The organism is Prauserella halophila (genome assembly GCF_024171895.1).
Classification (GTDB): domain Bacteria; phylum Actinomycetota; class Actinomycetes; order Mycobacteriales; family Pseudonocardiaceae; genus Prauserella; species Prauserella halophila.
Window position 1 is genome coordinate 917,309 of the sequence record NZ_JAMTCQ010000009.1, and the last position, 14,101, is coordinate 931,409.

General features: G+C 68.7%; 14 protein-coding genes. 5 read left to right on the forward strand and 9 right to left on the reverse strand.

The window, feature by feature from the left end:
- Window positions 1-20 precede the first annotated feature (20 nt).
- Genes LY41_RS10460 through LY41_RS10470 form a run of 3 tightly spaced genes read right to left on the reverse strand, consistent with a single transcriptional unit; the run spans window position 21 to window position 3,488 of the window.
- Window positions 21-749, reverse strand: coding sequence for a MadR family response regulator transcription factor (locus LY41_RS10460; RefSeq protein WP_253863673.1), 729 nt, complete (start codon window positions 747-749; stop codon window positions 21-23).
- Window positions 746-2,128, reverse strand: a complete 1,383-nt coding sequence (locus tag LY41_RS10465) for a MadS family sensor histidine kinase (protein WP_253863674.1) — start codon at window positions 2,126-2,128, stop codon at window positions 746-748. The genes LY41_RS10460 and LY41_RS10465 overlap by 4 nt, the downstream gene beginning before the upstream one ends.
- A 55-nt stretch (window positions 2,129-2,183) precedes the next feature.
- Window positions 2,184-3,488, reverse strand: coding sequence for an iron-containing alcohol dehydrogenase (locus tag LY41_RS10470; protein WP_425563711.1), 1,305 nt, complete (start codon window positions 3,486-3,488; stop codon window positions 2,184-2,186).
- A 315-nt stretch (window positions 3,489-3,803) separates the two neighbouring features.
- Here LY41_RS10470 and LY41_RS10475 point away from each other — a divergent pair, with 315 nt between their 5' ends.
- From LY41_RS10475 to LY41_RS10490, 4 genes are all read left to right on the forward strand, one after another.
- Window positions 3,804-4,739, forward strand: a complete 936-nt coding sequence (locus LY41_RS10475; RefSeq protein WP_253863675.1) for a mechanosensitive ion channel family protein — start codon at window positions 3,804-3,806, stop codon at window positions 4,737-4,739.
- A gap of 955 nt (window positions 4,740-5,694) precedes the next feature.
- Complete coding sequence (locus LY41_RS10480) at window positions 5,695-8,169, forward strand: ATP-binding protein (RefSeq protein ID WP_253863676.1); 2,475 nt, start codon at window positions 5,695-5,697, stop codon at window positions 8,167-8,169.
- Window positions 8,169-8,558, forward strand: a complete 390-nt coding sequence (locus tag LY41_RS10485) for a hypothetical protein (protein WP_253863677.1) — start codon at window positions 8,169-8,171, stop codon at window positions 8,556-8,558. The genes LY41_RS10480 and LY41_RS10485 overlap by 1 nt, the downstream gene beginning before the upstream one ends.
- Window positions 8,559-8,757: 199 nt before the next feature.
- Entirely contained in the window at window positions 8,758-10,605 is a 1,848-nt protein-coding gene (locus LY41_RS10490; protein WP_253863678.1) for a GmrSD restriction endonuclease domain-containing protein, read from the forward strand.
- 72 nt (window positions 10,606-10,677) lie between these two features.
- On the opposite strand, the gene LY41_RS10495 is transcribed toward LY41_RS10490, so the two are convergent.
- Window positions 10,678-11,376 carry a 2'-5' RNA ligase family protein gene (locus tag LY41_RS10495; protein ID WP_253863679.1) on the reverse strand — a complete coding sequence of 233 codons (699 nt, stop codon included), beginning with the start codon at window positions 11,374-11,376 and terminating at the stop codon, window positions 10,678-10,680.
- 328 nt (window positions 11,377-11,704) lie between these two features.
- On the opposite strand from LY41_RS10495, the gene LY41_RS10500 reads away from it, so the two are divergent.
- Window positions 11,705-12,253, forward strand: a complete 549-nt coding sequence (locus LY41_RS10500; RefSeq protein WP_253863680.1) for an NUDIX domain-containing protein — start codon at window positions 11,705-11,707, stop codon at window positions 12,251-12,253.
- Window positions 12,254-12,271: 18 nt separating this feature from the next.
- Here LY41_RS10500 and LY41_RS10505 read toward each other — a convergent pair whose 3' ends face one another.
- Genes LY41_RS10505 through LY41_RS10525 form a run of 5 tightly spaced genes read right to left on the reverse strand, consistent with a single transcriptional unit; the run spans window position 12,272 to window position 14,083 of the window.
- Window positions 12,272-12,649 carry an Imm1 family immunity protein gene (locus LY41_RS10505; protein WP_253863682.1) on the reverse strand — a complete coding sequence of 126 codons (378 nt, stop codon included), beginning with the start codon at window positions 12,647-12,649 and terminating at the stop codon, window positions 12,272-12,274.
- Window positions 12,646-13,338: a DddA-like double-stranded DNA deaminase toxin gene (locus LY41_RS10510; protein ID WP_253863683.1), complete on the reverse strand. Its 693-nt coding sequence runs from the start codon at window positions 13,336-13,338 to the stop codon at window positions 12,646-12,648. Before LY41_RS10510 ends, LY41_RS10505 begins: the two co-directional genes overlap by 4 nt.
- A 2-nt stretch (window positions 13,339-13,340) precedes the next feature.
- Window positions 13,341-13,592, reverse strand: coding sequence for a hypothetical protein (locus tag LY41_RS10515; protein ID WP_253863684.1), 252 nt, complete (start codon window positions 13,590-13,592; stop codon window positions 13,341-13,343).
- Window positions 13,593-13,601: 9 nt separating this feature from the next.
- Window positions 13,602-13,835 (reverse strand): hypothetical protein, encoded by a 234-nt coding sequence (locus LY41_RS10520; protein ID WP_253863685.1) that lies wholly within the window; start codon window positions 13,833-13,835, stop codon window positions 13,602-13,604.
- Window positions 13,832-14,083 carry a hypothetical protein gene (locus LY41_RS10525; protein WP_253863686.1) on the reverse strand — a complete coding sequence of 84 codons (252 nt, stop codon included), beginning with the start codon at window positions 14,081-14,083 and terminating at the stop codon, window positions 13,832-13,834. The genes LY41_RS10520 and LY41_RS10525 overlap by 4 nt, the downstream gene beginning before the upstream one ends.
- Window positions 14,084-14,101: the final 18 nt, after the last annotated feature.

Genomic DNA, 14,101 nt, shown 5'->3' on the forward strand with positions numbered 1-14,101 from the left:
ACGGGAATGGGAGACACGTCCTAGATGAGGCTCATCTTGCTGGCCTCGTAGACCGCTTCGGCGCGGGTGGAGGCGCCGAGCTTGCGCATGATGTTGCGGACGTGGAACTTGACCGTGGTCTCGGAGATGAACAGGGTCGTGCCGATGATGCGGTTGCTCAGCCCGGAGGCGAGCAGTTCGAGCACCCGGTGTTCCCGTTCGGTGAGCGCGGGCTCGTCCGGGTTCGTGCGGAGCGAACGGGCCATCACCGACGCCGACCGCGAGTCGAATGCGCTCTCGTCGCGCGCGACGGTGCGGATCGACGAGACGAGCTCGCTCGTGTCGACGTCCTTGATGACGTAGCCCTTCGCGCCGCGGTGCACGGCTTCCAGCACGTAGGAGTCGTCGAGGAACGTGGTCAGCACGAGCACACCGACCTCGGGGTAGCGCCGGGTGATCTCGGAGCACAGGTCGAGGCCCTCGGTGTCGGAACCGGTGCCGAGCTTGAGGTCGAGCAGCACGATGGCGGGGCGCAGCTGTTCGAGCGCCGTGCGTGCGTCGGCGGCGGTCGCGGCCTCGCCGACCACCCGCATGTCCTCCTCACGGTCCAAAATGGATCGAAGACCCTGGCGGACGATGGCGTGGTCGTCGACGAGCACGATGCTCAGCTGATCGCGCCTGCCGCTGCCGGATTGCCGTTCCGTCTCGTGGTTCGGACGTCGCGCCGGTCCGGGATCCGGGTGCATCGCCCGGGACGGTGGTGTGGTCATGGCGCCGCCTTTCCGTGCCTCCGCAGGGGGAGGGGAATGTCGAGGACCAGCATGACCCCGCCGAGTTCGGAGCGCCGGATCGACATCGTGCCGCCCAGCTCGCGGGTCCGGTCCTGCATGTTCGCCAGGCCGCGGTGCACGCCCGCCAGGTCGGTCGCGGCCGTGAGCTTGAGTGTCCTGCGCAGCTGGGCCGGATCGCCCTCGCCGTTGTCCGAGATCGACAGCACGATCCGCTCCGGCAGGTACTGCAGCCGCACCAGCGCCTCGTCGGCGGTCGTGTGCATGACGGTGTTGAACAGTGCCTCGCCCGCGAGCCGCAGCAGCGAGTGCTCGACCTCGCCGGGCAGCGGCACCGGCGTCCCTGCGATGCGGACCTGCACCTTCAGGTCGCTGGGAAGGTGCACCGACGACAGCCGTTCCAGCAGCACGGGCAGGGATCCGGGCGGTTCCTCCGCGCCGTTGTGCAGCGCGTAGATCGCGGCGCGCAGCCGCTCCACCGCGTGCCCCGTGAGGTCCTTGGCGGCGCTGAGCTGGTCGACCAGCCCCCCGTGCTCACCGCTCGCCGCCAGGTCGGCCCGGCACACCTCCACGGTCATGCCCGCCGACAGCACGTCCTGGGTGACGCTGTCGTGCAGTTCGCGGGCGATGCGATGCCGTTCGTCGTCCAGCGCCTGCCGCTGCATCGACTCGATCAGGCGCTGCTGGGTCTCGGCGAGTTCCTTGGCCTGCTGCTCGGCTGCCTCGGAGAGCTGTTCGGTCCTGCCGCGCAGCGTGGTCGCCGCGTGCAGCAGGAACGAGTTGTGCAGCGCGACCGCTGCCTGGTTGGCGAGCACCCGCAGGATCGCCAGGTCGGTGTCGGCGACCTCGACGGCCGCGGCGGGCAGCCCGGCGATGCCGCCGATCGGTTCGCCGTCCAGGGTCATCGACACGCGCACGATGCCGTCGCCGGGATCGTCCTCGGCCTCCCACGGACGGCCTCGCAGCACGTGCAGGTGGGGCAGGGCTTCGGCGGGCAGGGCCCGTTCGTCGTCGATCAGTTCGCCGCCGTACAGCACGAGGAACCGCGGCCGGGCGGCCTGCAGCGCCCCGTCGGCGACCGCGACCAGCAGCCACTCGGCGTGCAGGTGTTCGGCCGCCGCGACCGCGACGGCCTCGACGAGTTCGCGCGGGCCCTCGGCCGTGCGGACCAGCGCGCGCGAGATGCGGTCGAGCGCGCGCACGGCGTTCTCCAGCCGTTCGGCCGAGCGCACGTACTCGGGGTAGAAGGACCGTTTGCCCGAGCGCACGCCGGTGAGCGCGCCGAGGTCGGCCTCGTCACGGCCGAAGCCGGTGTGCACAGAACCGGTGTGCGTAGAACCGTTGTGCGCAGACGAGGTCATGGGCTCCTCACAACGGTCATGGAGGTCGCGGTCACGAGTGTCACGGCATCCCGGGTCAGAGGGCGTGCCGGAACAGGGCGAAGACGTCGGCGATGTCGACCTCCCGCGGATTGGTGGCCAGGCAGGCGTCGTCGAGGGTGGTGCGGGCGAGTGTCGGCAGGTCGGCCTCGCTGACGCCCAGGTCGGACAGGCCCTTCGGCACGCCGACGTCGTCGGCCAGCGTGCGGATGAAGGAGGCGAGTTCGTCGGCCACCTCGTCGGCGGGTCTGTGTTCGACGTCGATGCCGACGGCCGCCGCGAGCGGCACGTAGCGGTGCGGATCCTCGGCGGCGTTGAACCGGATCGCGTGGGGCAACAGGACGCCGTTGAGCACGCCGTGCGGGGTGTCGAGCAGCCCGCCGACCTGGTGGCTCATCGCGTGTGTGATGCCGAGGATCGCGTTGGTGAAGGCCATGCCGGCTTCGAGTGCGCCCTGCGCCATACCGATCCGCGGGGCGGCGCGTCGCGGATCGAGGGTCGTGCCGCGCAGGTTGCCGGTGATCAGGTGCGCGGCGTGCAGTGCGTGGTGGTCGGTGAGCCGGTTGTGTGCCCGCGAGACGTAGGCCTCGATGGCGTGGGTGAGCGCGTCGAGCCCGGTCGCCGCGTTGAGCTCCTCCGGCATGGTCGTGAGCAGCCGCGGGTCGATGACGGAGATCTCGGGCACCAGCGTCCGGCTGATGATCGTGATCTTGATGTGCCGGTCGGTGTCGGTGATGACGGCGAACTGGGACACGTCGGCACCCGACCCCGACGTCGACGGCGCCATGACCAGCGGCGGGATCGGCTGCACCACCTTGTCGACGCCGGCGTAGCCGAGGATCGTCCCGCCGTTGGAGGACAGGATCGCCACGCCCTTGGCCGCGTCGATGCAGGAGCCGCCGCCGACGGCGAGGATGACGTCGGCACCGCTGTCGAGGTAGTGCTCGTAGGCGGCGGCGATTTCGCTGTCCTTGGGATTGGGTGTCACGTCCGACCACATCACGGGCCGCAGTCCCGCGCCGCGGAGGTGGTCGACGGCCTCGGCGGCCCAGCCGGCCGCCACGATGCCGGGGTCGGTGACCAGGAACGGCCTGCGTGCGCCGACGCGCAGCGCACAGTGGCCGAGTTCGGCCAGCGCGTGCGGGCCGAACACGATTTCCGGTACGTGGAATTTGGCGAGACCCGTGGAGGGGTCGGGGTATGCGGGCGCGCTGCCTGGGCCTGCGAGTTCGATGCCCCGGTCGTGCGGTTCGATGGGCGGCGGGGCCGGTAGTCGCGGGAGCCGGGCGCGGGGCCCGAAGGCGTCGGACAGTTCCGGCGCGGCCCGGGTCGGATGAAGCACGCGGAACGCCTCCTCATCTGCCAGCCGCGGTGCTGGACTGTCACCAGGCTAGTGCCGGTCAGACGGCGGGCACACCCTCCGTTTGCGGTAGCGGGTACCTGCCCGATCGGACAGGGAGCCGCGGCGGTCGGACAGGGGGCAGCGGCGGTCGGGCAGGGAGCCGCGGCGGTCGGGCAGGGTCGGCCGGTCGTTCACCTGAGCGGCCGGTCAGGGGAGTGCGGAGCCCCGCGTGCGAGAGGTGCGTGGGTGGCTGCCTACCCTGCCAGGTGACGCCGTACGTGTCCGCTGCCAGCGGAAGAGGGGAGACCCGCGCCCATGCCTCGTGTCCAGGCGAATGCGTTTGTGGAATGGTTCGAAGCGAATTCCACGGCGTTCGTGTCCGGTCTGATCAACATCGTGATCATCGTGGTGGTCGCGCTGGTGCTGCGTGCGATCGTCGGCCGGGTCGTCGACCAGCTGGCCAGGCGGATGGTCAACTCGCGCGAGCGGATCGACAAGGCCAAGACCAGGGCCGCCAGCCGGGTCGTCAAGCAGAGCGAGGAGAGCCGCGGCGAACGGCAGCGCCAGCGGGCGGGCACGATCGCGTCGGTGCTCAAGAGCGTGGCGTCGTTCGTGATCTTCGGAATCGCGTTCGTGACGATCCTCGGCCAGTTCGGGATCAACATCGGCCCGATCATCGCCAGCGCCGGTGTGCTCGGACTGGCGATCGGTTTCGGTGCGCAGAGCCTTGTGCAGGACTTCCTGTCCGGCATGTTCATGATGGTCGAGGACCAGTACGGCGTCGGCGACGTGATCGACGTCGGTGACGCGGTCGGCACCGTCGAGGCGGTGACGCTGCGGATCACGAAGATCCGTGACCTCAACGGCGGGCTGTGGCACGTGCGCAACGGCGAGATCATGCGTGTCTGCAACATGAACCAGGACTGGGCCAACGCGGTCGTGGAGCTGCCGCTGGACTACACGGTGAACCTGGACCAGGCGAAGGCCGTCATCCAGCGCAGCATCGACGAGTTCGCGGACAACCCGGAATTCGCGCCGAAGATCATCGAGCGGCCGAACATCAGCGGTGTGGTCGGCATCGGCAACGGTGCGGTCACCGTGCGGGTCATGGTCACGACGCAGCCCGGCGACCAGTGGGCCATGGGCCGCGAACTGCGGGGCCACCTGAAGGGCAGCCTGGACGCCGCCGGGGTGCGCGTCGCCTACCCGCTCCTCCCCGCCGCAGGCCCGGGAGCCGCCCAATCCGGCTGACCCGCCGCCCCGCCGCCCCGCCGCCCCGGCGGGTGGGCACACCGCCGTGTTGCACCCTCCGGAGCCCGTGTTGCACCTTCCGGGGCTCGTGTTGCGTTTCCCGGGGACCGTGTTGCGGATTCCGGGGCAGGTGTTGTGTCCGCACGAAACGTGGTCGTACGCGACCTGACCCGCGTGTCCTGCACTCAGGCCCGCGTGTTCTGCATTCGTGCACCCGGCAGAGCGCCTGTGGGCCTCGTGGGCTGAGAGTCCCGTGGAACGAAATGCGTAGATTGAGCCGCTCGTCGGTTTTGCACCGGCGAGCGGTTCTTTGTTGTCCGACCGCGCTGTCCAGCGCGGTCGGGGAGGCCTAACTACGCTGCGGTTTGCGCGTTGTGCTCGCGGACGAGCTTGTCCAGCGTGGTGAGGTCGTCCAACTGGAACAGGCAGGACGCTTCGACGTCGGTGCCCAGTACGTCGGTGGCCACGGTGTCGCGGAGGATGTGGCCCCACGGCCCGCGCCGGACGACGGCGGTACGGATGCCGAGCTCGATGGCGGGACGCTCTCGTCGAAGGTTTCGGGTTGGCCGGCTTCGGCGCGGCGGCGCCGCTCGGTGTCGAGGTCGAATCCGGGCCGGAACACCTGGAACGCCTCGCGGTAGTCCAGGCCGCGTGCGATCACGGCGCCGAACACGGTCGAGAACGTATGCCGTGGCACGCCGAGCCAGTCGGCCCAGGGCCGCATTCGGTGGTCTCGTCCACCAGTACCTCTCCGACATCGAAGAACACCGCGCGGATGGTCACGGCGCCACTCTAGGTATCCGGTACGTGACGTACGGCGCACCCTGGCCACTGTTCCAATCGGTCCGACCGCCGCTGTACGAAATCGGTAACGCTCGAGTATCGGCTCGGTACACCCCGTAACAGCGGCCCGCCTCCCCGACGAAGGCCACGGCGACAAGGGAGGCAGGTTCCGATGAATGACACCCGTGGTTCCACTCGGACGTTGTTGACGGACGAGATCACTGAGCTGCTCGAGGCCGATGATGCGTCTGAGACGGATGCCCAGTACGTCGTGCTGGCAGCGCTCGAAGGCGCCGACGAGCTCGCCGACATGCTCGACAACTCGGCACCGGTGCCGACGACGGAGACGGAGGCACCGGCGGAAACCGACACCGAAGACAGCCCCGAGCCGTCGGGTGCGTTCATCGAATCGGTGACGGTGAGCGGGTTCCGCGGAATCGGACCGCAGGCGACGTTGCCGCTGTATCCGGCGCCGGGGTTGACGATCGTGGCGGGCCGCAACGGTTCCGGCAAGTCGAGTTTCTCCGAGGCGATCGAGGTGGCGCTGACGGGGAACACGTACCGCTGGAACAAGCAGAACGGCAGGAAGGCCGCGGTGTGGCAGCAGCATTGGCGCAACCTGCACCAGGCGGAGCCGTGCGAGGTGCGTATCGGACTGGCTGTGGAAGGGCAGGGCGCGGCCACCGTCGGCGTCACCTGGGCCGCTGGAACCGGCGACCTCGCCGACCGCAAGTCCTGGTTCCAGCGGGCAGGTCAACGCCAGGAGGAGGGGCTCGACTCGCTCGGGTGGGACCGCGATATCGAGCGGTACCAGCCGATCCTGTCCTACGACGAGCTCGGCGGTCTGCTGGAGTCCGAGCCGAGCAAACTGCACGACAAGATCAACGAGGTCCTCGGGCTCGAACAGGCCACCGACACCGAGCAGCTGCTGACCGACGTCGTGAAGCGTCTGGGGGAGGCGGAGGAAGCCCGCAAGGCCTGCACGCGGGAACTGAAGAAGCAGCTCGACGGCGTCGACGACGAGCGTGCCCACGCGGCGTTGGCGCAGTTGCGCAAACACCGGCCGGACGTCGACGAGGTGGAACGCATTGCGACGGGCGCCGCGCCTCAGCGTGGCATCGACGGCCTGCGCACCCTGGCCGAGGTGACGATCCCCGCCGACGACGTCGTCGCTGAGGCTGTCGGGGAACTGCGCGGCGCCGCCGGGGCGTGGGCAGAACTCGCCGACCAGGCCGCGACGCTCGCGGATCGCCGCACCACGCTCCTGCGCAACGCGCTCGACGTCCACGCGCACGAAGGCGACATCGAGTGCCCGGTGTGCGGAGAGGGGACGCTGGACGACGCCTGGCGGCAGCAGGTCGAGGACGCGCTCGAAGCCGAGCGTGCCGAGTCCCAGCAGCGGCGCGCCACGGGCGACAGGCTCGAACGGGCGCGTCGGCGGCTGGCCGACGTCGTCGACGGTGTCCTGATTCCGGCCACTCCGGAGCAGTTCTCGCTGAGCACGCGGGCGGCGGCCGATGAGGCGGTGCGCCGCTGGAAGGACCTGCCGGACAACGACGTCGAGCGCGCCTCCCATGTGGAGCGTGTCCACCCGGAGCTGGCCGAGGCCGTGGCGAGTCTCAGGGACGAGACCCGGCAGTTGCTTGCCGAGCACGAGGACGCGTGGGCCTCGCACGCGCTCGACCTGGGCGAGTGGGTAAAGCTCGCCCGGGATGCAGCGGCGCAGCAGCCGCGGCTGGAACGCGCCAAGGCCGGGCGGGACGCCATGAGGCGGGTGCGGGAACAGTTGCGGAACAACCGGCTCGCCGCCCTCGAGGAGCGTGCCCGCGAGATCTGGGCCGCACTGAAGCAGGAGAGCAATGTCGAGCTCGGCGGTATCCGGTTCAAGGGACGGGCGACGCGACGTCAGCTCGAGCTGTACGCGGACGTCGACGGTGCCGACGCGGAGGCGCTGGGTGTGATGAGCCAGGGTGAGCTGCACGGTCTCGCGCTGGCGCTGTTCCTGCCGCGGGCGACCGCGCCGGCGAGTCCGTTCCGCTTCGTGGTGCTGGACGATCCGATTCAGGCGATGGATCCGGCGAAGGTGGACAGTTTCGTCAAGGTGCTGGCCGGTTTCGCGCGGGACCGTCAGGTGGTGGTGTTCTCGCACGACGACCGGCTGCCACAGGCCGTTCGGCAGCTCGGGGTCGACGCGCGGATCGTGGAGGTCAATCGTGACAGCGAGTCGGCGGTGACGGTCGCGAACTGCGAGGACCCCGCGCGCCGGTTGCTCGACGACGCGTTCGCGATCTGCAAGGACCAGCAGGTTCCCGACGAAGTGCGCCGCCGCGTGCTGCCGGGGCTGTGCAGGCAGGCGGTGGAGGCGGCCTGCCACGAGCTGTACCTGAACCGCAGGCTGACCCGCGGCGACGCGAGAACCGACGTCGAGGACGGCTGGCGGTCCGTGGAGCGGACGAAGAACCGGATCGCGCTGGTCGTCGAGGGCGATCCGGAGGCCGACATCAGTGGCTGGAAGCGGCGGGGGCCGGGGCGTAGCGAGGCGTTCGGCCTCGTGACCGGCGGGGCCCACGGGCAGCTGGACAGGGACCCGCTCGATGCGGTCAGGTCGGTGGAGAACCTCGTCAAGGATCTGCGGAGCACACGCTGATGAGCGCGGGTGAGGACGCGGCCGCGGGGCGGCTGCTGGCGGAGGCAGTGGCGATCCTGGACGGTGCGCGCGGAATCCCGGCGTCCCAGGTGACGCGCGCGGCGGCGTTCGTGGCGCGGCAGGCCGTGGAGGACAGGATGCGGCAATTGTGTTCCGATGCGGGCGTGGAGATTCCGCGTGCGAACGGTCGTTCGCGGCTGATCGTCCTGCGGGAGCTCGTGGACGCCGATGTCGCCGAGGCTGCTCACACGGCGTGGTCGGGGCTCAGCCGGTACTGCCACCGCCACGCGTTCGAGCTGAGCCCGACGACGGACGAGGTGCGGCACCTGATCCGCCGCGCACGGCTGCTCGTCGAGCCGTCCCGTGGCCCGGACGACCGTCCGGGATAGCGTTGCGGCGAGCAAGGCTGGGCAATGCCTCCCGTGTTGCGCGGACGCTGCCGCCGGACGGGCCTCGGATCTTAATCGTGTCGTGGTTGACCACGGTCGCGGCTGCGGCGAGCATCGGCACGGCTTCGTGTCTCGTGCGCCCTGCACCGCTGCGGTCACCGGCCCGGCCATCATCGAAAGTTTCGTTCTAGGAGAATGGATGGGTTTCCAGACACCGCTCCACGAGCTGTCTGACTATCTCAAGTGGACACGCAGTGGCAAGGTCCAGCTGCCCGATTTCCAGCGCGGGTACAAATGGGATGACGAGCGTATCCGGCAGCTGCTGGTTACGATCCTGCGTGGTCATCCGCTCGGTGTCGTGATGCTGCTGAAGACGGGCAACGAGCAGGTCCGGTTCAAACCGAAACCCCTCGAAGGTGCCGATCCGCCCGCCGACGCGGTTCCCGAGCACCTGCTGCTGGACGGCCAGCAGCGGCTCACGTCGCTCACCCAGGCGCTGAGCGGCAGCGGTGTCGTGTCGACGATGGACAGTCGCGGCAAGCTGCTCGAACGGTGTTACTTCGTCGACATGCGGCTGGCGCTCGAGGGTGAGGACCGCATCGACGACGCGGTGGTGTCGGTTCCCGGTGACGGGGTCGTGCGGACGAACTTCGGCAAGGACGTCGTGCGGGATCTGTCCACACCGGAGAAGCAACGGGAGGCGGGGTATTTCCCGCTGCGGCTGCTCTTCGGTGGTGCGGAGACGGTGAACTGGCTGTTCGCGTGCCAGGACACCGATCTCGCGAGCCAGTTCCACGCTGAGGTACTGCAGTCCGCCACGACGTACAACATCCCGGCGATCGAACTCGACAACGCCACGAGCAAGGCGGCGGTGGCGACCGTGTTCGAGAAGGTGAACACCGGCGGCCTGTCGCTGAACGTGTTCGAGCTCCTCACTGCGACGTTCGCCGGGGACAAGGACTATTTCGACGCCAACGGCACGGATTTCCGGCTGAACGACGACTGGCAGGACGCGCTGCGCAAGTTCGCGGCGTATCCGGTGCTGGGCGGGCTGGAGAGCACGGACTTTCTGCAGGCCGTGACGTTGCTGGCAACGTTCGAGCGGAACCAGGAGGACACGAGTGCCCGGCCGGCCGCGGTGTCGGCGAAGCGGGAGGACGTCCTCAAGCTGACGCTCGCGGACTACCTCGAGTGGGTGGGTCCGCTGCGGGAGGCGTTCATCTGGGCGGCGGATTTCCTTGCGGACCGGCACATTTTCGACGTCAGGTTCCTCCCGTATCCCAAGCAGCTGGTGCCGCTCGCCGTGATCCGGGTCGTGATGGGGGCGGATGCGGATCTCATCGGTCCGCGGGAGCGCATCATCCGCTGGTTCTGGTGCGGCATCCTCGGTGAGCTGTACGGGAGCGCGATCGAAACCCGCTTCGTGCGGGATGTCGAACAGGTGCCCGCGTGGGCGCGTGGTGACGAGGACGTCGTGACGCCTTACACCGTGCAGGACGCCACGTTCGTCGAGTCGCGGCTGCATTCGCTGCGGACCCGGAACGCGGCGGCATACAAGGGCATCTATGCGCTGTTGTTGGCGCGCGGGGCTCGCGACTGGATGGAGGACAAGGCGTTCGACAAGGTTCAGTACGTGAACCTGGCCGTCGACATCCACCATATCTTCCCGCAGAAGTGGTGCGCCGATCAGCAGGTCGACGAGGAGCTGCGGGAGAGCATCGTCAACAAGACGGCCCTGTCGGCGCGGACGAACCGCACGATCGGAGGGGTGGCGCCGTCGGCCTACCTGGCGAAGATCGAGCAGAAAGCGCAGATCAGCGCGACGGCACTCGACGACCTGCTGGATACTCACCTCGTTCCGGCCCGACACCTGCGCGCCGACGACTTCGCGACGTACTTCGCAACGCGGCGTGAATCGTTGTGCCGGCTCGTGGAGGACGCGATGGGCAAGACCGTGCCGCGTGACATCGACGACGGTGCGGCGGAGGAGGACTCCGCCCGGTTCGCGGCGGCGGAGGTGGCCGAGACGGCCGAGGAAGGGGACTGATCGCCACTGGCGGAACCACTGGCGGGACTCCGATGTCAACACGCCGGCACGTGTGAGCAAGCCGGCCGATTCTCAAGGCATCGTTTCGCCGGCGAAGGAGAGGCGTTCGAGAACCTGCCATCGATACTGGTGGTCGGTGCGGTGGAGTTCCACCAGCCGCAGCTCGCTGATGGCGATCTCGGCAGGCGGCAGCGACTGAGCCTCGCGAGTAGCTGTGATGAAGGGGGCGGGTGCCTGCACCCGGCTGCTGTAGGCAACGCCTACGTGCGGTCGGTACAGGGTTAGCGGTTCGGCCTCCTCGTAGCCCGACGCCGCGGACACCGCTCGATGCAGGGACAGCAGTGGGGACCACGGGGCGACGCTGAGCCGAAGAGCGCCAGGTGAGCCCGCCAGAGGTAGCAGGTGGAGTTGGAAGGGAGTGGTCCCCTGGCAGTGCTCGTTGACGGTAGCGACGGCGGTGTCGAGCTTGTCACTGGGAACGTCGTCGACGTACCCGAGACGCCGTATGGTCAAGTGCAGGCTCTCCGGCGGGATCAGATCCAGGCTGTCTCCGGGGAGGACCGCTTGGCAGCGTTGGCTCAACTCAATGGCGCGGGGATCCTGGTCCAGCGTGATCATCCAGTGGTACGAACGCCGATGGGGCCGGTCCCAGTGGCACAGCATCCGCTCGATCTGCTCAAACGCAGCTTGGTCGTGCTGGGCGACGCTGGCGGGGTCGTCAGGGTCAGCGGGCGGCGTGGCGGGGAAGGTGGAGCTGTATGGGGTGCCCATGCGGTACACACTTACCGGCCTGTGACGTGCAGCCGTCAACGGGTTCCGTCCGAGGTCTCCTGGACTTGTGCAGCAGGTGTGCAGCGGAGACTCCGCCCGGTTCGCGGCGACGGAGGTGGTCGAGACGGCCGAGGAAGGGGACTGAACCGCTCGTTGGCTGCGGTGCTCGGTTAGTCCCGCGTTCTGACCCCGGAAGTGCAGGTCCGTGTGGACTCGTCACCGAACGGTTAGGGGCCGACTCCACGGAGATCTGGGCGGTTCACGTCGGCCCGAGTTCAGGTATGGAGTTGTGGCGTCGCTGTCTCGAGCGCCGGGTACGGTGCGGGCTGTGGGCAGCGGGCTGACGCAGTGGACGATCCACGGTGAGCGGCTGGTGGATGACACGCGCAAACTGAGGTTGTCGATCGCGTCGGTGGAGTTGCCGGATGGGGTGACGTTCGAGCAGTACGTGCTGCGGTTACCTGCGGCGGCGATGATGGTCGTGCTCGATGATGCGCGTGAGCAGGTGCTGATGATGTGGCGGCACCGGTGGATTCTTGACCGTTGGGTGTGGGAGTTGCCGGGTGGCTATGTCGACCCGCACGAGGACCCGGCGGTGACGGCGGCACGTGAGGTCGAGGAGGAGACCGGCTGGCGGCCTCGGGATGTGCGCAAGCTGTTGTCGACGCAGCCGATGGTGGGCTCGGCGGATGCGGACAACCGGCTGTATGTCTCGCTCGGTGCGGAGTATGTCGGTGATCCGACGGATGTCAACGAGGCCGAGGAGATTGCGTGGCTCCCGCTGTCGTCGGTGCGCGAGAAGATGGAACGCGGCGAGATCGTGGGCGCGTCGTCGCAGGTCGGCCTGATGCATGTGCTGGCGTTCCCGCCGAGCTGAGCCGTCGCCGGCCAGGCGCTAGGTAGCGCCGACGTCGCGCCAGGGCACCGCTTCGGGTAGACGGCCGGTGTGGGTGAACTCCCGGATCGCCTCGGTGAATGTGTCGAGCGCAAGGCCGCTCCCTGCGGGGAATCCGCTTTCCGACTCGATCGCCGGAGACGCCGGGTCGCCGTGGCTGGCGACGTAGCCGTCCGGCCCGGCGTAGAGCAGGTACCCGTAGCCGTGCTGGATGTGCGCACTGAGCACGACGTCGATGCCCTGGATGCTGGCGGTGTCGGAGTCGTCCCGGGAAAGCAGCTCGAGTAGACGTGTCACATCGTCGTCGGTGGCGAGTGGCAGGCTTTCGCCGCCAGCGACACCGTCGCGGAACGTCGGTACTGCCGCGACCAGCTTCATGATGAGGACTCCTCTCCCGTGTAAACCCGGACTGTGCCGTCCGGTTGGACAACCCGCAAGCGTGCGCCTGCCGGAAGCAGGCGTGCGAGGTATTTGTCGCACGTGTACGGCTGCGCTCGGTCGAATGGTCGGGTGCCGCACACCTCGCGGTCGATCACCACCGTTTCGTCCCGTCCACCTTGTTCGCGCATGGCAACTGCGATCTTCACTTCGACGTGCCGAGCCAGTTGTACAACGGCGGGCGAGAGGTCTGATCGGCTCCGCAAGTACTGCGCGGTCTTGTTGTGGTGGTCGTCGCTGGTTCCGCTGGTGATGCGTACGGACCACCCGTCGGAACGGACCCACTCACCGACCGCTGCTGTTCCAGGTGCGGCTCGGCTGCCCACCCGTTGTCGTGCCTGGTGGAGCCGTTCAGTCTGCGGGGTGGAGCTCCCGGCAGCGGCGGCCGCGGCTGCGGCACCGGTGTGATGGTCAGCGGCTTGCTCGAGCAACGCGCGCACGTGCACCAAGGTGGTTGCGCTTGCCTCCGCGGCGGCGAGTGCCTCGCGGAGGAGGCCCACCGTGTCGTCGGTGCCGAGCAGCTCGGCGAGTGCGATGCCGACTGACTCCGAATGCGAGGTCAGGTCGGCTACGCGGTCGGCCGGCACTGACGCGGCGAGCACACGCAGTCGCTCGGCATCATCGCGCATGGTCATAGCATGTGGTGTTCGGCCTTCTGTTGGATCACGAGCTTGGCCTGCTCCAACGCGGAGGCGACGTTGTGCAGCTGCTCGGATGCCTGTGCGATGGCACCGTGGATCTCGGCGGCACTGCTCGTGTCGCCGAGGACTGCGTGGACCTGGTGCCGCAGGGTCTCCAATTCGCCGAGTACCGCTTGTGCTTGCCCGTCGGGCACCTGCTCGGAGAGTGCCGCGAGTTGTTGTGCCTGTTCATGAATGCTCATGTCGACCTCCTACTCGGTGTGCGCGTCGATGACCACGCGGGCGGGTGCCGGGTGTCCGTCCAATTCGGATTCTCGGGCGAGGAAGGCTGCGGCCAGCTCGCCCAGTGATCTGCCTATGGCGCGCAGAGCGTCGGCGGGGAGTTGGCCATCGTGCTGGTGTGCCATGAGATCCGAGACGGCACGGCCGAAGTCGGCGTTCAGCTGCGCGGCTCGTGCCAGCAGTCGGCGGTCCTGTTCGATCACGGGTCGAGCCCCAGGTATTCGAGCTGGCAGAAGGTGCAGTCGAAGCGCGGCTCGGGCGGGTGGCGTGGTGTGCGCAGCGGCATCTCATGGAGGGCGCCGCACAGGGTCTCCACGACGGTCCCTGCCGGCGGCGGGGTCGCGAACCGCGTCAGATGCCGGACGGCGTCGTTCGCCACCTGGAAGCCCGGCACGTCGTCGAACTTCAGATGGACGTAGTCGAGCTGGATCTGGTCACTCGCAGTGGTCATCACTCGTAGCCGCGTCTT